The sequence below is a fragment of the Agarivorans sp. QJM3NY_30 genome, assembly GCF_050870855.2.
Classification (GTDB): domain Bacteria; phylum Pseudomonadota; class Gammaproteobacteria; order Enterobacterales; family Celerinatantimonadaceae; genus Agarivorans.
The window spans coordinates 2,210,797-2,230,715 of the sequence record NZ_CP194038.2 but is presented as its reverse complement, the minus strand read 5'-3'; the positions used below and the strand labels follow the sequence as shown (position 1 = coordinate 2,230,715).

20 protein-coding genes and 2 pseudogenes are annotated in these 19,919 nt (G+C 44.2%); 10 read left to right on the top strand and 12 right to left on the bottom strand.

The genetic code is table 11. The features are described from left to right. Window positions 1-44 precede the first annotated feature (44 nt). A complete protein-coding gene (locus ACRRSX_RS10235; protein ID WP_432453310.1) occupies window positions 45-662 on the top strand; it encodes a GyrI-like domain-containing protein in 618 nt (205 codons plus the stop codon). Window positions 663-1,108: 446 nt separating this feature from the next. Here ACRRSX_RS10235 and ACRRSX_RS10230 read toward each other — a convergent pair whose 3' ends face one another. Continuing rightward, the gene (locus tag ACRRSX_RS10230) at window positions 1,109-1,951 is read right to left on the bottom strand and encodes an SDR family NAD(P)-dependent oxidoreductase (protein WP_432453311.1); all 843 of its coding nucleotides are present in this window, start codon (window positions 1,949-1,951) and stop codon (window positions 1,109-1,111) included. A gap of 168 nt (window positions 1,952-2,119) precedes the next feature. Here ACRRSX_RS10230 and ACRRSX_RS10225 point away from each other — a divergent pair, with 168 nt between their 5' ends. Continuing rightward, the gene (locus tag ACRRSX_RS10225) at window positions 2,120-3,016 is read left to right on the top strand and encodes an AraC family transcriptional regulator N-terminal domain-containing protein (protein WP_432453312.1); all 897 of its coding nucleotides are present in this window, start codon (window positions 2,120-2,122) and stop codon (window positions 3,014-3,016) included. Window positions 3,017-3,257: 241 nt separating this feature from the next. Here the strand turns inward: ACRRSX_RS10225 and ACRRSX_RS10220 are convergent, their stop codons facing one another. Together ACRRSX_RS10220 and ACRRSX_RS10215 are read right to left on the bottom strand one after the other, a co-directional pair. After that, window positions 3,258-3,950, bottom strand: coding sequence for a DUF4336 domain-containing protein (locus ACRRSX_RS10220; RefSeq protein ID WP_432453313.1), 693 nt, complete (start codon window positions 3,948-3,950; stop codon window positions 3,258-3,260). A 111-nt stretch (window positions 3,951-4,061) separates the two neighbouring features. Continuing rightward, window positions 4,062-4,343 carry a TfoX/Sxy family protein gene (locus ACRRSX_RS10215; protein WP_432453314.1) on the bottom strand — a complete coding sequence of 94 codons (282 nt, stop codon included), beginning with the start codon at window positions 4,341-4,343 and terminating at the stop codon, window positions 4,062-4,064. 168 nt (window positions 4,344-4,511) lie between these two features. Between ACRRSX_RS10215 and katG the strand changes: the two genes are divergently transcribed. Then, window positions 4,512-6,722: a catalase/peroxidase HPI gene (gene katG, locus ACRRSX_RS10210; protein WP_432453315.1), complete on the top strand. Its 2,211-nt coding sequence runs from the start codon at window positions 4,512-4,514 to the stop codon at window positions 6,720-6,722. 60 nt (window positions 6,723-6,782) lie between these two features. Here katG and ACRRSX_RS10205 read toward each other — a convergent pair whose 3' ends face one another. Then, window positions 6,783-7,226 carry an Lrp/AsnC family transcriptional regulator gene (locus ACRRSX_RS10205; protein ID WP_432453316.1) on the bottom strand — a complete coding sequence of 148 codons (444 nt, stop codon included), beginning with the start codon at window positions 7,224-7,226 and terminating at the stop codon, window positions 6,783-6,785. Between the two features lie 110 nt (window positions 7,227-7,336). Between ACRRSX_RS10205 and ACRRSX_RS10200 the strand changes: the two genes are divergently transcribed. Further along, window positions 7,337-7,924 (top strand): LysE family translocator, encoded by a 588-nt coding sequence (locus tag ACRRSX_RS10200; RefSeq protein ID WP_432453317.1) that lies wholly within the window; start codon window positions 7,337-7,339, stop codon window positions 7,922-7,924. A gap of 96 nt (window positions 7,925-8,020) precedes the next feature. Here the strand turns inward: ACRRSX_RS10200 and ACRRSX_RS10195 are convergent, their stop codons facing one another. Beyond that, window positions 8,021-8,404, bottom strand: coding sequence for a VOC family protein (locus tag ACRRSX_RS10195; RefSeq protein ID WP_432453318.1), 384 nt, complete (start codon window positions 8,402-8,404; stop codon window positions 8,021-8,023). A gap of 313 nt (window positions 8,405-8,717) precedes the next feature. Here ACRRSX_RS10195 and ACRRSX_RS10190 point away from each other — a divergent pair, with 313 nt between their 5' ends. Then, the gene (locus ACRRSX_RS10190) at window positions 8,718-9,308 is read left to right on the top strand and encodes an AAA family ATPase (protein WP_432453319.1); all 591 of its coding nucleotides are present in this window, start codon (window positions 8,718-8,720) and stop codon (window positions 9,306-9,308) included. Window positions 9,309-9,487: 179 nt separating this feature from the next. Here the strand turns inward: ACRRSX_RS10190 and ACRRSX_RS10185 are convergent, their stop codons facing one another. Further along, entirely contained in the window at window positions 9,488-10,801 is a 1,314-nt protein-coding gene (locus ACRRSX_RS10185) for a 6-phospho-beta-glucosidase (protein WP_432453320.1), read from the bottom strand. 116 nt (window positions 10,802-10,917) lie between these two features. Between ACRRSX_RS10185 and ACRRSX_RS10180 the strand changes: the two genes are divergently transcribed. Next, window positions 10,918-11,862 carry a LysR substrate-binding domain-containing protein gene (locus ACRRSX_RS10180; protein ID WP_432453321.1) on the top strand — a complete coding sequence of 315 codons (945 nt, stop codon included), beginning with the start codon at window positions 10,918-10,920 and terminating at the stop codon, window positions 11,860-11,862. A gap of 877 nt (window positions 11,863-12,739) precedes the next feature. Here ACRRSX_RS10180 and ACRRSX_RS10175 read toward each other — a convergent pair. The 5 genes from ACRRSX_RS10175 to ACRRSX_RS10155 all read right to left on the bottom strand — a co-directional run bounded on the left by ACRRSX_RS10175 (window position 12,740) and on the right by ACRRSX_RS10155 (window position 14,975). Then, a complete protein-coding gene (locus tag ACRRSX_RS10175) occupies window positions 12,740-12,964 on the bottom strand; it encodes a transposase family protein (RefSeq protein WP_439022900.1) in 225 nt (74 codons plus the stop codon). 184 nt (window positions 12,965-13,148) lie between these two features. Beyond that, the gene (locus ACRRSX_RS10170) at window positions 13,149-13,619 is read right to left on the bottom strand and encodes an NUDIX domain-containing protein (protein WP_432453322.1); all 471 of its coding nucleotides are present in this window, start codon (window positions 13,617-13,619) and stop codon (window positions 13,149-13,151) included. Between the two features lie 69 nt (window positions 13,620-13,688). Beyond that, on the bottom strand, window positions 13,689-14,321 hold the full coding sequence (locus ACRRSX_RS10165) for a LysE family translocator (protein ID WP_432453323.1): 633 nt from the start codon (window positions 14,319-14,321) through the stop codon (window positions 13,689-13,691). Between the two features lie 176 nt (window positions 14,322-14,497). Then, a complete protein-coding gene (locus ACRRSX_RS10160) occupies window positions 14,498-14,713 on the bottom strand; it encodes a helix-turn-helix domain-containing protein (RefSeq protein WP_432453324.1) in 216 nt (71 codons plus the stop codon). A 1-nt stretch (window position 14,714) separates the two neighbouring features. After that, on the bottom strand, window positions 14,715-14,975 hold the full coding sequence (locus tag ACRRSX_RS10155) for a DUF2975 domain-containing protein (protein WP_432469673.1): 261 nt from the start codon (window positions 14,973-14,975) through the stop codon (window positions 14,715-14,717). Between the two features lie 183 nt (window positions 14,976-15,158). Here ACRRSX_RS10155 and ACRRSX_RS10150 point away from each other — a divergent pair, with 183 nt between their 5' ends. The 3 genes and pseudogenes from ACRRSX_RS10150 to ACRRSX_RS10140 all read left to right on the top strand — a co-directional run bounded on the left by ACRRSX_RS10150 (window position 15,159) and on the right by ACRRSX_RS10140 (window position 17,803). Next, window positions 15,159-16,151: a transposase gene (locus ACRRSX_RS10150; RefSeq protein ID WP_432453326.1), complete on the top strand. Its 993-nt coding sequence runs from the start codon at window positions 15,159-15,161 to the stop codon at window positions 16,149-16,151. A 232-nt stretch (window positions 16,152-16,383) separates the two neighbouring features. After that, a pseudogene (locus ACRRSX_RS10145) lies at window positions 16,384-16,599 on the top strand (group II intron reverse transcriptase/maturase); the annotation flags it as partial. A gap of 103 nt (window positions 16,600-16,702) precedes the next feature. Then, window positions 16,703-17,803: an ISAs1 family transposase gene (locus ACRRSX_RS10140; RefSeq protein WP_432452595.1), complete on the top strand. Its 1,101-nt coding sequence runs from the start codon at window positions 16,703-16,705 to the stop codon at window positions 17,801-17,803. A 69-nt stretch (window positions 17,804-17,872) separates the two neighbouring features. Here ACRRSX_RS10140 and ACRRSX_RS10135 read toward each other — a convergent pair whose 3' ends face one another. After that, complete coding sequence (locus tag ACRRSX_RS10135) at window positions 17,873-18,265, bottom strand: hypothetical protein (RefSeq protein ID WP_432453327.1); 393 nt, start codon at window positions 18,263-18,265, stop codon at window positions 17,873-17,875. Between the two features lie 397 nt (window positions 18,266-18,662). On the opposite strand from ACRRSX_RS10135, the pseudogene ACRRSX_RS10130 reads away from it, so the two are divergent. After that, window positions 18,663-19,893, top strand: a pseudogene (locus tag ACRRSX_RS10130) (ISL3 family transposase). Window positions 19,894-19,919 lie beyond the last annotated feature (26 nt).

The window sequence follows — 19,919 nt, the reverse complement described above, 5'->3', positions numbered from 1 at the left end:
AGCGGTTAGCTGCAACTTAGTAAGGCCTTAGCCAAGGATAAATAATGAAGAAAATTGACTATAAGAAAGAGTTGAAACACCTATACAAACCTTCCCCAAAGAGCGTTGAGATTGTTGATGTCCCAGAAATGAATTTCCTGATGATTGATGGCCAGGGTGATCCGAATACAGCGAAAGACTACAGTGACGCAATCGAGGCTCTCTACGCCTTGTCGTATGCTCTCAAATTCATGGTCAAGAAAGGCGAATTAGAAATTGACTACGGCGTCATGCCATTGGAAGGGCTTTGGTGGGTTGATGACATGTCTCTATTTGACATCAACGACAAGAGCAAATGGAAATGGACGTCTATGATTATGCAACCGAAACATGTGACACAAGATCTGTTCTTAGAAGCCTACAAGCAGGTAAAGGAAAAAAAGAATTTAGAGGCATTGCCAAAGGTTCGTTTTGAGTTATTTTGTGAAGGTATATCAGCACAGACTATGCACATTGGACCTTTTTCAGAAGAGGGACCAACGGTTGAGCGTGTCCATGAATTTATCCATGCCAACGAATACACGCAAGCCGGTAAGCACCATGAGATTTACTTGAGTGATATTCGTAAAGCTGCCCCTGAAAATTGGAAAACAGTAATACGGCAACCCATAGAAAATGGCTAATCGGGTAGCCGGAGGTATCTAGCCTCCAGCCTCCACAACACCCTGCATGCGGCTCCGCACAGGGCGTTTCCTGAAAATGTTTAAAATACAACGGCCGATTCGCACCTTTGCATTCCAATGACGGCTTCTGATTTTGCGCCACTGTTTCTATGTCCGATCGGATATAGAACGAATGAGCTGCACAGGCTCCTCATTGATTTTCAGGTTTGGGCCTTCACCGTGTCCCAACCATTACAAAATAAAGCGGCATTGGGAGTCTTTATCTAAAAAACGTCCGCTTGCTTCAGACATTCCCTCACGGTAATGCCCTTGCCATTCGCGAGTCCTTAGCGTTTATTCATCATCGTGTGATTAAACGCTGATCTTCCTACAGAAGATCTGCGCGTACATAAGGCCAAGCAGCATTGCCGCTATGGAGCTAGTTTATTTTCAAGTCCCAACTAGAATTACTCCTCCTGATGATCTGTTGTTACTGTAATATCGGCCCATAGTTCTAGTTCTTTCATACGATTATTTAGGATGTCCCGAGACATAGAAAGAGCATCGCTACCTGCGACTAGTCGAAGTGGTGCCGGGCTTATACCCGCAGTATTCACAATGAGTTGGGCAAGCCTTTTAGGGTCACCGAGTTGCGCATGGCTATATTCATCGTATTGTGATTTTTGAGTATTTGCGACATCCGTATAGTCTTGTAATTCAATTTGGCCATAACGTACAGAAGAGTCATCCAAAAAGTCTGTTCGAAAAAAGCCTGGTTCAACAATAGTGACATCGATGCCAAAGCGGGCCACTTCCAACGCGAGGCTTTCTGAGAATCCTTCTACAGCAAATTTTGCAGCACAATAGATGGCAGCGCCGTCAAAGCCCAGAGCACCACCAATAGATGACAAATTCAGAATGTGCCCGCGTTGCTGCCTGCGCATAGCTGGCAATACTGCACGGGTCACGTGCATCAGACCAAAAACATTAGTAGAGAATTGTTGCTCTATAGCACGCTGCTCAACGGTTTCAAAGTGACCGAGCTGACCGAAACCAGCATTGTTCACCAAAACTTCAATACTAGCAAATCGCTCAATTGACCAGCTGACAGCCTCTTTCGCCTGAATATAATTATTCACGTCTAGCTCAATACATTCTAGCTGTGGTTGGATTTCTGAGCCCAATTGCTCCCGAAGCCTTCTTACGTTACGTGCTGTTGCGACGACATTGTCACCAGAGACCAGTGCCGCTTGTGCAATTTCGAAGCCGATACCGCGAGATGCGCCCGTAATGAACCATGTTTTCTTCATAAGTAACCTTTGTGCTAATTTTCAAATTTGAGCCTCAAGGCTCACTGGTAGTTATCGTGGATGAAAAGCACAAGTAGTCGGTATGACTCTTTCCCATAATTCTTGTATCATCCTCCATATTCTAATTAGTGTTCTGAATTAAGTAATACAGGAATGGAGTGCTGATATATGCGTACGATATGCGATCTGGCAAAGCTATTACTCGATTTCTCGAACGATGATGGTATTTTTCAGACACCAATTCCACGGGTTTCGATTATGAGATCCTCCATACCCACCACGCCTGAGCTGGTTCTTTACGAACCAGCAATATGTGTGGTTGCACAAGGGAGGAAAGAGGCTAGACTCAACAATCAGATTTACCATTACGACTCCGCGCACTACCTGTTAGGCTCTGTACAGCTACCCGTTTTTGGCGCAGTCACAGAAGCTACAAAAAGTAGTCCGTATCTTTGCCTGCGACTGGATCTGGATTCTGCACTCATCGCAGAATTGACCGAGCTATGTACCAAAACAAGCGATAGTGAAGGCACGACTTCCGGATTAAATCTGGGATCAATGGATGATCAATTGGTCGATACTGTAGTAAGGCTGACCGAGACGCTGCAATGCCCACAAAATATCGCGGTGTTGTCACCATTAATTGAAAGAGAGCTGATTTGGAGGCTACTTCAGAACCCGCAATCTCATACGGTCCTTGTTCAGATGGCGACAGCAAACAGCCGACTGCGTCGTATAAAAAAAGCGATAACATGGTTAGAAACCCATTTCACCGAATCGATATCCATCAATAAACTGGCCAGCATCGCAAATATGGGACAGTCAGGTTTTTATAAACATTTTAAAGACGTCACTGGGACAAGTCCGATTCGGTTCAGAAGTCATTTGCGATTGATGGCAGCAAGACGGCTTATGTTGGTGGAGGGATATGCCGCCGCAGAAGCGGGGTTTGAAGTCGGCTACAAAGAACCCTCACAATTCAGTCGTGAGTATTCGAAACAATTTGGGTTACCGCCCAAACATGACTGTATGCGCCTCAAAGGTAATTTTCAGTCGGTGCTTTGATAACAAGTTTGACCTTTGTTGTAATTCTAATAAGTAAAATATCTCAGAACATGCTCTGGTAGGTTTGTTATTTAACTTGCCAGAGAAACTTAATCGGGTAGCTGAAGGTATCTCGCTCTCATCTCTCCAGGGCTTGTATTTTAGCTAAAACTTGACCAGTAGAACCCACAACAAATCAAGCGATACCCTGTGCGCCAAATGTTCATCGTGACCTCTCCCTGCGAACAGAGCCCCTAAGCCGCTAAGTCAACCCGAGCCAAGCAAACGAGCGACGTAAAAACTTGTCAACTTCATGGTTAACGATCAGGCCGTGGGCCATGATCAGAACTTTCGGCTGCCAGCTCAAGATCTGCTGTAGGTGTTGCCTGGCCTCACTTTTACCAAAGATAAAACTAAGGCGCCAATCGATGGGCATTTTGCCATGGGGCGCAAGGATCCCGGTGGCTTTTGCGACATGGCGCTGAATTGGCGTAAAAACCTCGGGTGAAAAATTCTCGACCAGATCGGTCACAATCAACACCTGAGAGGGCTTATGAAAAAACACACATTCTTCCATCGCGACAGAACCAGTAAATAACAATTGCGCGATATCAGCTTGCCAAGGGCCGGGGATATTTGGCGTAAATAATCCGTCAAAACGAATATCTTTGCGCTTCGTTTGTAAAGCTTTAGTAGCAAAAATCTGAGCCTGAGGGTGCTGCTGTTGCCACTCACTAATAAACAAATGATGCAATTTATTTGGCGCCACTAAATACTTAACCGGACCAAGTTGATCCAATTGTTGTTGTAACTGACTTGTCCAACGAATTGGGCTGTGTAGCCACAATGAACCGCACGATAAACGGATCACAGTCATACGGGTACTATAAGGCAAGCCAAAAAATGGCACCGTTTCGCCCTCACCGACCCAAACACTATTGGAAATTTGAATCATGGCTACTTCCTTGTTCACTCACAATAATGGCTCCATAAATACTCAACAGCTTGGCAACACGAGTAAAATGCAGACCAGACCCTATGATGATATTAGGCTTAAAGGCTTGCCCTACTCTGTAAATAATTTTTCCAGCTCTTGGTAGCCTTCTAAAACCATAATCAGCTCTGCTTTTTGTTGTTTGGCGATGCTTAAGCAATGTTTTCCCTCTAAGGCTCCTACCAAAGCATACAATAGATTTAAACTAGGCTGAGTTGCACCGAACTGCTTCACCTTGATAAAAGCTCGGATTGCGCCTAACTCACGTAGGTCCTCTAGCGAAATAATTCCTGCTTGCTCAAGCATTTGAGCTGATTTTGGCCCCAATCCCGGTAAATCTGTTAGGCTTTTCATCTGAGTATGTACTCCTTCATGAATACCAATTCAAACCATAGATAAAAACTATCACAGCAATAAAAACAAACGGTTACACCAATTACGATATATTAAACTATGATGTTTACGAACAGTAAGGGTCACCCCTACAACCAAGCAATACCATAAACCAAAGTGGAGAGAATAATGGATAAAAATAATGCGGTAAGCGCCGGAAAATGCCCAGTGATGCACGGCTCTCGAACTAAAGTTGCTGATAAGGGCACCGCCAATCAAGATTGGTGGCCGAATCAACTCAACCTCAATATTCTTCACCAACACAGTAAAGAATCAAACCCGCTCGGTGAAAACTTTGACTATGCGCAAGCATTTAAAAGCCTCGACTTCGCAGCACTTAAACATGATCTTCAAGCCTTAATGACCGATTCACAAGATTGGTGGCCAGCCGATTACGGCCATTATGGACCGTTTTTTATTCGCATGGCATGGCACAGTGCAGGCACCTATCGCACCGGTGATGGCCGTGGCGGTGCTGGCAGCGGTAGTCAACGTTTTGCTCCCCTTAATAGTTGGCCTGACAACGTGAACTTAGACAAGGCTCGCCGCTTACTCTGGCCAATTAAACAGAAATACGGAAACAAAATTTCTTGGGCAGACTTGATGATCTTAAGCGGTAATGTCGCATTAGAATCGATGGGCCTAAAAACCTTTGGTTTTGCTGGCGGGCGCGTCGATATATGGCAACCCGAAGAAGACATCTATTGGGGAACAGAGCGAGAATGGTTAGATGACAAACGTTACAACGGAGAACGCGATCTAGAAAATCCTTTAGCCGCCGTACAAATGGGCTTAATTTACGTGAATCCAGAAGGGCCCAATGGCGACCCCGATCCCCTTGCCTCAGCCAAGGATATTCGTGAAACCTTTGCCCGCATGGCCATGGATGACTATGAAACGGTGGCGCTGATCGCTGGCGGTCATACCTTTGGTAAAACACACGGCGCAGGTGATGCCGCGCAGGTCGGTGCCGAACCAGAAGCCGCGTCCATCGAGCAACAAGGTTTAGGTTGGCACAATAGTATGGGCTCAGGCAAGGGTGTGGACACTATTTCTAGCGGTTTAGAAGGCGCTTGGACTGCCACGCCAACGCAATGGGATAACAGCTTCTTTGAAACCCTATTTGGTAACGAGTGGCAACTCACCAAAAGCCCAGCCGGTGCCCAACAGTGGACACCAACAGGCAATAGCGCCAAAAATAGCGTCCCCGATGCTCACGATCCGTCGAGAAGCCATGCGCCAATGATGGCAACCTCAGACATTGCACTTCGCGAAGATCCCGCCTATCGCAAGATATCTCAGCATTTTCATCAAAATCCTGAAGAATTTGCCGACGCCTTCGCTCGCGCATGGTTCAAACTAACTCACCGCGACATGGGACCTGTTCAACGCTACCTCGGCCCAGAAGTCCCTGCCGAAGAATTAATTTGGCAAGATCCTATTCCAGCGGTAGAACATGCAATCATCGACGACGCCGATATTAAGGCGCTCAAAGTAAAATTGTTAAATTCTGGACTATCGGTATCTGAGCTAGTTGCAACGGCTTGGGCTTCGGCCTCGACCTTCCGCGGTTCGGATCTACGCGGTGGCGCCAATGGGGCTCGGATCCGCCTTGCACCACAAAAAGACTGGCAGGCCAATCAACCCGCTCAGTTAGCCAAGGTATTAGCGGTACTAGAAGCCATTCAAAGCGAGTTTAATCAAGCCCAGAGCAATAACAAACAGGTCTCGCTCGCTGATCTAATCGTACTGGGCGGTAACGCTGCCATTGAACAAGCAGCGCTAGCAGCCGGACAAAAGCTTGAAGTTCCGTTTAGTGCCGGGCGCAATGATGCCTCGCAGCAACAAACTGACGTCACAGCGTTCGAACCCTTAGAGCCTATCGCAGACGGATTCCGCAATTATCTAAAAGCGAGCTACAGCGTGTCGTCGGAAGAACTATTGCTTGATAAGGCACAACTACTTGGTTTAAGTGCTCCCGAAATGACGGTACTGATTGGCGGCATGCGAGTCCTCAATGCCAACTATCAGCAAACGCAACATGGGGTATTGACCCAGCGACCAGAGCAGTTGAGTAATGACTTCTTTGTGAATCTGCTAGATATGGCAACCGAGTGGAAACCAAGTGCCACAGAAAAAGGCGTATTTGAAGGACGTGAGCGAACTAATGGCGCATTAAAATGGACCGCCACCCGAGTTGATTTGGTATTTGGTTCCAACTCGCAGTTGCGGGCACTTGCCGAAGTGTATGCCCAAAGTGATGCACAAACCAAGTTCTTACACGACTTTGTAGCCGCGTGGAATAAGGTGATGAACGCCGATCGCTTCGATCTCGCTTAAATAACCAGTGCTAAAAATGATACCAACCATCGGAGCCAATCCGATGGTTTTTTTTGCGCTTTAGCTTCGTTGGTCTTTCGGCGTTTCCATCACCACCAGAGTTGAAATCGAATTAACTTGAGGGATCTCACCCAGCACGTCAGAATGAAAACGTTTATAGGCGGCAAGATCGGCAGTCTCGATCCGTAACAGGTACTCATTCGCCCCAGTGATGTTATGACATTCGGTGACTTGTTTGGCATCCATAATGTGCGCTTCAAAATCGAGCTGCGATTGTTTGCTATGATTCGACAGCCCAATCGTGACATAGGCGATGAATCCTATCCCTAATTTGATTGGGTTAAGCACCGCTCGATAACCTTGAATCACTTGGCTGCGCTCCAGCTCTTGCACTCGACGTAAAGTCGCCGAAGGTGACAAACCGATGCGTTCTGCCAACTCCACATTAGTTAAGCGACCGTTCAATTTTAGCTCTCGCAATATTCTTTCGTCGAATCTATCCATAACCACCAATAGTTGTGCATTAATGCTGATCTAAACAAATATAGGCACAAAATTTACGGCATATCTAATTAATATACAAGTACCCAATACAATTGAAATAAGAAACAGACATGGAATATCAACAACTTATAGCACTGGTTAGCTTTGCTTTTGTTTCAACGGTCACACCCGGTCCAAACAATATTATGATAATGAGCTCGGGAGCGAGTGTCGGTTTCATTCGCACCATCCCCCACATGTTAGGCGTGGTATTTGGTTTCAGCTTGATGGTGATCTTGTTAGGTTTCGGTTTAACGGGGCTGTTTACGCGTTACCCCTTTATTCATCAGCTATTACAGATTGCCTGCATACTTTATCTGCTCTTTCTAGCGTTTAAAATTGCTCGCAGTAAGCCAGTGAACGCGACACATCAGCAATATCAAGCAATGAGCTTTTTATCTGCAGCTGCGTTTCAATGGGTCAACCCCAAAGCTTGGTCTATGGCACTCAGCGCCATTAGTGTGTATGCACCAAGCAGCGAACTAAATAGTGTGCTCCTTGTTTCATTGATCTTTAGCTTAATTAACCTCCCTTCGGTCGGCATTTGGGCCGCTGCGGGGAAACAATTACAAACTTTTTTAACTGCACCTAATAAGATAAGAGCTTTTAATTACTGCATGGCAGGTTTGTTAGTCATATCAGTGATTCCAATGGTTTAATACCCGCTTAATTGGTGACGAGGGTAAATTTGCTCATTCTTCAAGCAAATTGCCGCTCAGAATTGAGCTAATCAAGAGAGATATTGCTAAAAATTATCAAGCAATATCTCTCACTGATTGATTCTGAGCGATTCGCCACAACACTCCACTTGGATCCGTCAGACAAAACTCCAACATGCCCCAAGGTTGGCTCACTAATTCAGACAAGCTCACGCTAAATGCTGAGCTTACCTCCGATTTAATTATATGTTCACGCCAACTCGCAGCATCTTCTACTAACAAATGCATCATAAAATTTTGGCAATGAGCACTCTCATAAAAATCTTGAAGCAAAAAAGAGCATGCGCCTTTTCTAAAATAAGCAATCCCATCGAAATCCGAAGCGAGCTCAAATCCTATGGCCTGATAAAAACGTTTAGAATCCTCGAAATTTTTAGCTGGCACAAAAGACTTTATTTCAATTATGTCTAGGTTTTGCATTGCGACTCCTTCGGCGAATGAGTTTCGATTTAACCGAATCATTGACAAATTATCAACGACAAATTAAAACTATATTAACTTTAAGGACATGAGCCGAAAACTAACCTTATGATAGCAGCCAGGACGAGAAACAAACGTCCTGAGCCAAGCATACCAAACCAGTGTTAAGCTAGCTTAGCAACAAAGCTGTAAGGAAGCCTCCTTCTCAAAAACCAACGATTTAAGTTGATCGCGACAATATTTATTTCAACTTAATTAGCCACCAGTAAATGCGAGCATTTTTTATCATTGCTTTGTCAAATATGGAACAATCATGAAACGACTGATTTTAGTTACATCGCCACCGGCCAGTGGTAAAACCTATATTTCAAAACAATTAGCCAAAGCGCTCAAACATGTGGTGTATTTAGACAAAGACACCTTGATTGTACTATCTCATCAAATTTTCAAGCTAGCGAACCAAGAAATAAATCGAAGTTCAGATTTCTTTGAAGAGCATATTCGCAACTACGAATATGAAGCAACTTTAGCACTGGCCATGGAGGCATTGGACTACGACGATATTGTGTTAATCAATGCCCCATTTACCCGTGAAATAAGAGATACCGCATATATCGATAACTTAAAGAATAAGCTCATTGAAAAAAAAGCGCGGCTCACGGTGGTTTGGGTTGAAACGGATATTGAGGTGGTTAAACAACGGATGATTCAAAGAAACTCGTCTAGAGATACTTGGAAATTAAATAATTGGGATGAGTATCTTCAAGGCCTTGATTTTTCAATTCCCCGTAGCATCGACAACCCAGAGATCATTGACGATTTATTGCTATTTCGTAACTCAAATGAAGAGCAGTACCGCCAGTCGATGCAAGAAGTACTGGCTATTTTAGAAGCCAAGCCGTAAAACCAGATTGAAAAATATGATTTCGAAAGGCTTATTTAAAGAGCAAAACCTCCACCATCAAAAAAGTGTATATAAATTTTGTCGAATCGTGGCGATAACTTCCCGATAAAAATCTGGAACAACCACATCAAAACCGTTTGCGACTCGGCATCCTTGGTTCGCCAAGCAGGTGTCGAAACTTAACGAAATTGCGGCATAAAGTCTAAATTTTGCTGAATCGTCTCTTGCAGCGCTTGCTCTAAAACCGAGCCTGTATTCACCAGCGGGTTGAGGATCAAGGCTCGATGTGCAGCGTTACGATTACCAGTAACCGCCGCTTCGACAGTCAACGATTCAAATTCTTTCATCAACTGGATTAAACGTAAAGTATCACTTGGAAAAGGCGCGACGTTGAGCGGTAATGGTCCAGACTTGGTTATCACACTACTGACTTCTACAACGCAATCATTGGCAAGCCCTGCTATAGCACCATGATTACGCGTATTCACATGCATAATAGTCCGTTTATCGTTGTAAATTGCACTCATCAGCTCACAAGCAGCTTGTGAATAGTATTGCCCACCCCGTTTTTCAAGTTCTTTAGGCTTCTCGCTTAACGCTGGGTTGCGGTAAATGTCAAACAGGCGCTTCTCCATCGCTTTGACCACTTCGCCCCGCGTCCCTTCAGAATTTGCCTCTGTAAGTTCCTGCGCCATAATATCTTGGCTGCTGTAGTAGTAGCGTAAGTAGGCGCAAGGGATCATGCCCATATGACGCAGTAGCTCTGCAGGCCAAGCGAATGGCGGAATGTTTTTTGGCACCAAGGGATCATTGCCAGCCAAAATGTGTTCCACCACTTCCGCTAACTTATCTTGCCCCTGATAAAGAATTTGCCGCGCCCAAATCAGGTGGTTCAGCCCAGCTAATTGTAAAACAATATCTTTTTCGTCGGCACCCAGTAATTGTGCCACACCCTTTTGCATGATCACCGGCACATTACATAAACCCACAGCTTTCACTCGAGAGTATTTAAGAATCGCTTCGGTGACCATACCAGAGGGATTAGTAAAATTTAGCAGCCATGCATCAGGACAATATTGCTCCATTTCATGGCAGATTGCCAAAGCAATCGGAATCGTACGACAAGCATTGGCAAAACCACCTAAGCCATTAGTTTCCTGACCAATCATGCCATACTTCAAGGCGATACGTTCATCACGGATCCGCCCTTCTAAGCAGCCAGCCCTAAATTGAGAACAAACAAAATCAGCCCCCTGCAAAGCCGCAATGCGATCCAAGGTGACATGCACCGCAATGTGGTCCATACCATTCTTAGCTAACATACGCCGAGTTAAATCACCAATGATGGCGACTTTCTCTCTGCCAGCTTCGATATCTACCAGCCATAACTCAGCAATCGCTAGCTCATCTTTAAGCTTGATGAGACCTTCCATCAACTCGGGCGTGTAACTTGAACCCGCTCCAATAATGCATATCTTAAGAGCCGATTTCATCTTTTCGTCCCCCTATAGGCAAGTTAAATTAATTAAAGCATTGGTTTTCAAGTGAAACAAACCAGATATAATCCATCATGTATTAGAATCACTAATGTGTAGTGGAGATCGCATCGATGGATCGCAAACAATTATTACTCACCAATATGTATACATTTAGTATTGCCGCTAAATTTTTAAGCTTTACCAAGGCTGCAGAAGAGCTATTTATTACTCAAGGAGCCGTGAGTCAACGGATCAAGTCACTAGAACAACAATTAGGATTTAGCCTATTTGTACGACTGACCCGCCGCCTAGAACTCACCGAAGAAGGCGGTCGTTTGTTACACGCTCTCAGCCAATCCTTTGATGTCATATTTTCAGAAATTGAAGACATTAAATTTAATGAGTTAAGAGGTGAACTATATATTGGCGTTGCGCCTACCTTTGCTCAAAGCTGGTTACTCCCGCGTCTCGCGAAGTTTCAAAACCTGTATCCCAATCTCAATGTCAAAATTAGAGTGAAAGCCAGTCGTTTAGATTTTCAACATGAACCCGTCGATCTAGCGATCTATTACGGTGAAAAAAGCTACCCTGAATTTTATAGCTGCCGACTATTTGAAGAAATGCTCACACCGGTATGCAGCCCTACATACTACCGAAAACTATTTGGCGAACACGGACATCAAAGCTCAGCGATCGCCTCTCAGTTGACCAAAGCCACGTTCATACATTGTTCTGAATCTTTAGAAGCAGATGAACCGAATCGTGAATGGCGATTATGGCTCAAAGCGCAACCTGAAAACTCACTGCAAACCCTAAAGGTATTAGAGCGAACTTATATTTTTAATCACTCGGAGATGGCAATGACTGCCGCCAAGAATGAAATGGGAATTGCCATGGCTCGGGAATCATTGGTCACTAAGAGCCTGCAAACGGGTGAATTAATTGCACCATTTCAACGAGTCCATGCTGGTCGAGGCTACGATTTAATTTGCCTTAACGGGCAAGAGCATCGCCCACGAATCGCCGCCTTTATTGACTGGCTCAAACAACAGAGTCGCGCAGACACCGTGCTTTGATATAGCAGATAATTGCTATCACTCAAGTCAATCCGATGCGATCAAATCAATGGAACAAACAGTAAACCGCCTTCGACGAGAGTCCGGCGGTAATATTTCCATTTTGAACAACACAGAAAGAAGCTAATCTTGTGTTTGTTAGATCATGCTACGGGGTAAGCATAGTTTCAAACAAGCTTAAGCCGCCAGTAATGAAACGCTTAAAAATCACCATACTATTATCTAATGCGAACCTGAGATATCAGAGATTTATCGATTCGAGATGGGTAGATAAAGCTTCAACATTCTAGGTGAAACGCCCTGTGCGGAACCACAGGTAAGATATTGTGCGAAACTGGAAGCTCAATACCTCCAACGAACCCATTATTTAGGTTTAATAGCAACCACTGAGTAGTTTTCGACCATCACAATGCTGGTCAAACCGAACCGCTCCAAGTGGAAAAATCCCCCTCTAACTCACTCGCATTCAATACATGGCAAGAACATGCTTCAACACGGCTTTTCTGTTTCTCGATTTGACAAGTGGTTATGTCAATCGGGGCTCGGCGGTACGAGGCGAAGACGGTCTGTACAGCGGTTGCTAACTTACCCTGCTTACCTTTGAACTGCTAATACCTAATCTTTGCCCTTGCTGGTGATTGGCATGGCAATTTTGGACAGCCATCAATCGTCACTATGGCACCTCGCAAATCGAGCATCTGGATCGGTGCTGGTAACGCGGTGAATTCATAACTCTTACGGTCGGTTTTGAGTTGACCCAATACCAGTTGGTTGGCGCTGGCCTACTCACTTACCATATCGGTGGTGCTTTGTCCGTCGTCCCAGCCATAAGAGCCGCGCAAGGACTGACCATCAATGGCAACCACTTAACCAGAGGTCAACTTGTGTCCCCTTTCATCCAAGCCAGAAAACAGTCGCGAAACTCAGCAGGCTTGATACTCGCAATCAGTCGAGCGAAGCTATCATCAACTGGCGCACCGTTTTCAAACAGACCCTGTTTAAAGAACCACTCATGATGACAGAGCGCATATTCACGAATGTCGATCCAGCTTTGACCCTCGGCTATCTCGGCGCAGACTGAGCCAAACAAAATATCAAACAGTGGATAGTCTACTTTTGCGCTTTGTCGGCAGTCATGAATAATACTGAAATGCTTGGATGCTTGGATGCTTGGATGCTATCGATATTCATGGCCACTTCTCAAATGAGGAGCATAAGATCACAATCAGCTCGGCAGGTTAATTTTAACCTAAAATAGGGCTAAAACGTTCATACTCTTGCCCTGATTATAAAGGTTCTGCATGAACTCCAAGGTATTTTACAGAAGGATTTGATATTGAGATATCTTGCCAAAACTCATCTTTTAGTTCCTCCGGCCATACAGTTACATTATCAAAGTCATCTTGAGCAAACCATTTTAATTCTTTGATCAGAAACTCGTCTCCGCCCAAGCCTTTAAGGTTATCAATTGTCTCCTTTCCAAAATATTCTGTGACTAAATAGAAAACCTCCAAATGGTGAATACTGGTGCTTGTCTCTGAATACTCCCTTACATATATTAATGGGCCCACTTGAACCGTTAAACCAGTCTCTTCGAACACTTCTCTTTTCACAGTATCTATAGTTGAATAATCTTGATCATCAAACCCTCCACCAGGTGGAACCCACCATTCTCCTGTATGATCCACATGTCGAACCAACAATATTTCATTATTTTTATTTAAAATAACTCCACCTGCTCTTATTCTATGTTTCATTGCAATAACCTTTAAATAAAGGGCTGCCGCTATTTGGCAGTCCGAGCATGTTTGCCTTGTTAGGCGCTTCTAAGCATTATTTGTAACTGTGGCTAATTTTAAAGCCAATGCTGCGAATACAGTGCCTGCGATACGGTTTAAATACACTTGAGCTTTCGGTGACTTTTGTAGCCAACCGCCTAAATGTCCTGCTGCTATGGCTATTGCACAAAAAATTACCAGTGCCACACACATGAACACGCCTCCGAGAAAGAAGATTTGAGGTGCAAGAGCACCTTCTTCTAGAGATGCAAACTGAGGTAAAAACGCCAAGAAAAATATCGTAACTTTTGGGTTAGTGATATTCATGATGATGCCCCGACGATAAAGGGCACCAATCGACTGCAAATTGGAGCCAGGTACTTGAAGTGCGCTAGTAGATGCACGGAATGCCTGCCATGCTAGGAATGCCAAGTAAATGGCACCTAATATTTTCAGAACCGTAAATGCAACGGCAGAGGTTTGAAAAATTGCAGCTACACCAAATGCCACAGCCGTTGTATGAACGATAAGCCCTGTACATAGGCCAAACGTAACGAGCACACCAGACTTTTTTCCGTACAGTGCTGATTGCATAAGCACAAATATATTGTCAGGCCCAGGGACTATGCTCAGCAATGCTGATGCAATCACAAAAACTGCTAATGATTCTATTGGTATCATTTCTTCGTCACCTCTTTCTGTACCTAAGGTTTTAAATAACAGTCAGCTACTTTTTGACTTTCCATTTTTATTATATATTTAACATGAATAGAATTATTATTTTTAAAATGATTAGATTTTTTGAAAAGTATGTCATCAACAATTTCAATCTATTTTATTAAAGGTTCACCCTTGTTTCATTTATCCTCTTCGGATTGATATTCCAGCAAGTCACCAGGTTGACAGTTGAGTGCTGTGCAAATAGCGTCCAGTGTTGATAAACGAATTGCCTTTGCTTTACCTGTTTTTAGTATAGAAAGGTTTTGTTCAGAAATTCCGATGTGTTTAGCCAGCTCGTTTGATTTCATCTTACGTTTGGCCAACATTACATCTACGTTAATAATAATCGCCATGTTAAACGGTATATTCTTGTTCGTATTTCATTTCGACAGCTTCTTTCAGTACCCAAGAAATCAGTAATACCACAGAGCCAATAATTAAGTTAATCATATCAGAAGAGCCAAATCCTATGGTCACTAATCGCTCCCCAACAGGGTTTTGAAAGGTGAGAACTAAACCGAGTAAGGTATTCGATACTATGCCTACTGCAGTCCAAGCTAGTAAAGCAAATCCCATTCGTTTAAAACAGGTGACATTCTCATAGGAGAAGATGATGCCATGCTGGTAGGAAAAACGTCAAACAAGACACCCACCCCAACTAACGAAAAACAAGAAAACGTCAAACAAGACACCCACCCCAAAACAAAAAACGTCAACCGAGACACCCACTCCAACTAACGAAACGCCTTTATTATAGTCTAAACTATCAATAGTGATTTATTTGAGGGAGTTAACATTATGCCTCGGTCAAGACGCTCGCAAGTGAGCTTATCGGATACACCCTACTATCATTGTGTTTCCCGTTGTGTTCGACGGGCGTTTCTGTGTGGCGAAGACCAACAAACTGGTAAAAGCTATGAGCACCGCCGCCAGTGGGTCGAGGATTATCTGCTCAAATTAGCGTCGGTGTTCGCCATTGATGTCTGTGCTTATGCTGTCATGAGTAATCATACCCACCTCGTGCTACATGTTAATCAGCCGCAAGCAGAAGCTTGGTCAATGGATGAAGTCTTAGAACGCTGGCATAGTTTGCATCAGGGCACCTTACTGACTCAGATGTATCTCAACCTTGAGTTACGTCCGCAGTTAAGTGAGGTGCAACTACAAGCCATTCGCGCCACCGCCGAAGTGTATCGGACTCGCCTGTATGACTTAAGCTGGTTTATGCGCCATTTAAACGAACACATTGCGCGAGCCGCCAATCAAGAAGACCAATGTACCGGTCGATTTTGGGAAGGACGCTTTAAATCCCAAGCGCTTTTGGATGAAGCCGCACTCATGGCGTGTATGGCTTACGTAGACTTAAACCCCATCAGAGCCAAGATGGCAAGTACACCAGAGGGCTCTGCTCATACCAGCGTACAACGACGAGCAAAAGCCGCTCAGCTAAAACAAGCCCAGGCAACAAACCTGTTTCCCTTTGTGGGTAACCCAAGAGAGCCGATGCCCCAAGGCTTACCCTTTGAGCTGAAAGACTATCTTGAGTTGGTTGATATGACCGGACGCATGGTAAGAGAGGATAAACGGGGTGACATCGACAGTGGCGAAAGTTCCATCATCCAACGCTTAGGGATAAATGAAGCGCAGTGGCTGATTTTAAGCGGTGAGTTTGAACGGCACTTTTCTGGGGCAGTCGGTCAAGAAAGCTTGCTCAGGGAATACCATCAGCATATGGGACATAAACGAACGGCCGGTTTAAGTTGCTGCAAACGTTTGCTAAACCGCGCTTAAGCGCGAGCTTACTTTCGAACCACCCTCAATCATCAGTCTTGTATGGGGGGATACCTTGCCTTGCTGAGACGCACATTGGCCCAGAAATTATCAAACCGAGTCACCTACGGTGAATTTAGCCGTTAATCGGCATGACAATCGCCTCAGAACTAAATGATTGTAGTGGTGTTCACTTCACCAACGCTGTTACTGTATTTATGGTTTTTAATATGGATGTCCACTTTAACACTGCTGGCGACAGTGGCGAAAACCGAGAACCAAAGTAAGAAATCTGATGCGTAGAGGAGTACATGTTCAAGCCGCGGTAGCCTGTGGCATAACCAGTAAAGGCCCATGGAGAAGCTCGAAAACACCGGGGATCCAACAAGCATTATCGAATGCTTATTTAGCATCCCAAGGTCTATTTGCGCTTCGAGATGGATGGATTAAGCTTCACCATTCTAAGTGAAACGCCCTGTGCGGAGCCGCATGCAGGGTGTTGTGCAGGGGGGGATCGCACTTTGTTAACAGATATGATCTAATACCTCTAAACCCTAAGCTACATAGTTATTTTGAACATAATTGAACATTTATCAGTCGTCGAGGATACTCGATCTGACATCAATCAAAAGCATGACCTTATTGACGTGATTTTCCTTGTTATCAGTGCTATCGCATCAGGATGTGAAGGCTGGCAAGACATTGAATATTATGGAGAAGAGAAGTTGGGCTGGCTGAGGAAATATAGACCATTTGAACACGGGATCCCAAGACGACACACGATTGCACGCATTTTGCGTTCTGTTGTCGCGGAGTCTTTGCTTGAGGCATTAGCTCTGTGGATTAACGAGCAGCGAACGAGTCAAAACAGAGCCATCATCGCATTTGACGGAAAAGTACTGCGTGGTTCGTACCGAAATAACAAGAAAACAGCATTACAATTGGTTACAGCCTATGATACTGAACGTGGTCTCGTTCTGAGTCAGAAACCGACAGCGAACAAGAACGGCGAGATTAGCGTTGTGCGCCAAATGCTTGATGTTATTAACGTAAAAGGCAGTGTTGTCACCGTTGATGCTCTACATTGTCAGCGCGATACACTAGAGAAAATCGCAGAAAAGAAGGCTCATGTTGTCGTTCAAGTAAAAAACAACCAACCAAAGTTGAGAGCGGCTGTTGTTGAGCAGTTTCAAGCCGTCTTTGATGCTGGTAAAGAGAAGGTCGTCACTGAAATTAAAGAAAAACACCATGGTCGTAGCGAAGAGCGATACGTCTTTCAACTAAAGGCCAAGTTGCCCGAAGAGTTAGCAAAGAAATGGCCAACGGTAAGAAGTATCATAGCAGTGGAACGTCACCGCGTGATAAATGGGAAAGGCACTGTAGATACCTCGTATTACATAAGCTCAATGTCACCGAATCACAAATTGTTAGGCCACTATATTCGTCAGCATTGGCGAATTGAAAACAGCCAGCATTACGTATTAGATGTTGTTTTTAAAGAGGATAACTCTCGCATTACTTTAGACGGAGCGGTGGAAAACATAGCTCTATTTAGACGTTTTGTGATGAACATGCTCAAACAATGCGATTGTGGAGCGCCAAGTCACAAAGTGAAGTTGAAGAAAGCGGGATGGAGCGACGATTATCGGGCACGAGTCTTCTTTGGGTTATAAATCCATCAAAGTATGCTCCCGCCCTGGGGTGTTGTGGGGGCTGGAGGCTAGATACCTTCGGCTACCCGATTAAATTTCTGGGTAATGATTAATCCACCAATCATCACATTCTCTTTCTTTATACAAATTAATTGTCTTTTCAATATACCCTGATACTAAATGCAACAGGATACCATCGCTACTAACTTTATTTTTTGATTCGTATAGATATCTAGATGACACAAAAGTATCTCTTCTTTTTTTTATTAACTCAAAATCAGAGTCCTGAAATAATAAAAATTGTATTTCTTTTGGTAGAGACTTCGCCAAAAGAAATAAATCGTGACCAGCACGAATATTACTTTCTTTATATTCTTTATTTAGCACTTTTGGATCGAATTTATAATTGAAACCTTTATTTATTGCTATTTCTTCACACAAATAACTTTTAAATAGCATTTCCATTGAAAGAGCCGCATTCACATCAGAAACATAACCTAGCTCACTTACTCTTAATGAAGCTTGATAATATCAATAAGACTCTTCAACTACCCAAGGGGCAAATGGACCATTCCACATGACGACTCTCCGAATGAAATTTAACAGTATATTAATATGCAAATTCCCATCTTTCACGCATGCGAAGTTACCACCTATCACGCAGCACAGAAATTCACACAGCCTTTAATATTCAATTTTATCAACAGCATATCAGTGAATCACCATTTTGACCATGCGCGAAAGATGGTAATGCATTTGCAGAAAGATGGGAATCCACTTAACTGTATATAATTGGCTCTTCACCGAATGTAGTGGAAACACTTTCAACAAACATTAATGAGCGAGATAATAAGTAAACGTTCATGAATACCTCGCGACCATGCAAGACACGACGCTTTATCAATCCATTCTTGGATTAACTCATCCTTGGGCTGTTTCATCTGTTGAACTCAATGAGTCTACCCAGACTATCACCGTACGCGTTGACTATGACCGAGCTTCATTAACGGCTTGCCCCTCTTGCGGTAAGGCTGTTCGTCGACACGATACTCGGCGGCGGGTTTGGCGACATTTAGATACCTGTCAGTTTGAAACGCGCATTGAGGCTGAAGTACCTAGGGCTGATTGCCCAGAGCATGGGGTACAAACACTTCAAGAGCCTTGGGCGACAAGTAACAGTCGCTACACAGAGCTGTTTGAGGCTCGCGTTATAGAGATGCTTAAAGTCAGTTCCTTATACGCGGTGAGTAAAACCTATCGGCTTAGCTGGGGAGCCATTGACCGGATGATGACTCGGGCCGTTCAACGCGGTCTGACAGCCAGAACCACCATCAACTACCAAGACCTGTTGGTCGATGAAACGGCATTTAAGAAAGGCCATGACTATGTCACGGTATTATCCAATCGTGATGGTCAGGTGATATCGGTTGAAGACGGTCGAACAGGCATGAGCCTATCTGCTTGCTTTAAGGCATTGCCCCCTGAGTCAACAATGGTTACACGTTCCATATCGATGGACATGAGCAGAGCATATATAAACGCAGCATATGACTACTTCGGTGAGCGGGCTAAGCAAATGATAGCCATAGACCATTTTCATATCGCAAAGGTGCTCACTAAAGCGGTGAATTAAGTGAGAAAAAGCGAACTCATGGCGTTGCCCCAGCATTTAAAAAGAGAGTGCCACCAAACACGGTATGGATGGTTAAAACGAAACAGCCACCTACATGGGACATTGAGAGAAAGAGTGAATGCGCTGGCCAAGATGATGCAAAATACTGGCCTTGAGCTGGATATTCAAAGAGCAAGCAAGAGCCATTTGGTATGGCCATGCAGCTAACGCCAAAGCGGCTTGGAATGATTGGTTAGCACTCATAAAGGTCAGTCAAATCAGGCCGATGATGACAGCAGCAGAAACCGTGAAAACGCACTTAAAGGGCATCATCAATGCGATGCGTTATAAGGTATCAAATGGCTTGGCAGAAGCGATAAATGGAAACATTCAGCGCCTAAAAATACGTTCGATGGGTTTTAGAAATAAAGAACGCTTTAAGCGAGCTATTTTATTTCACTTTGGAGGGCTTGATATGACTTTCCACCAAGAACGGTGAAGAGCCATATAAAAACAGTATCGGGT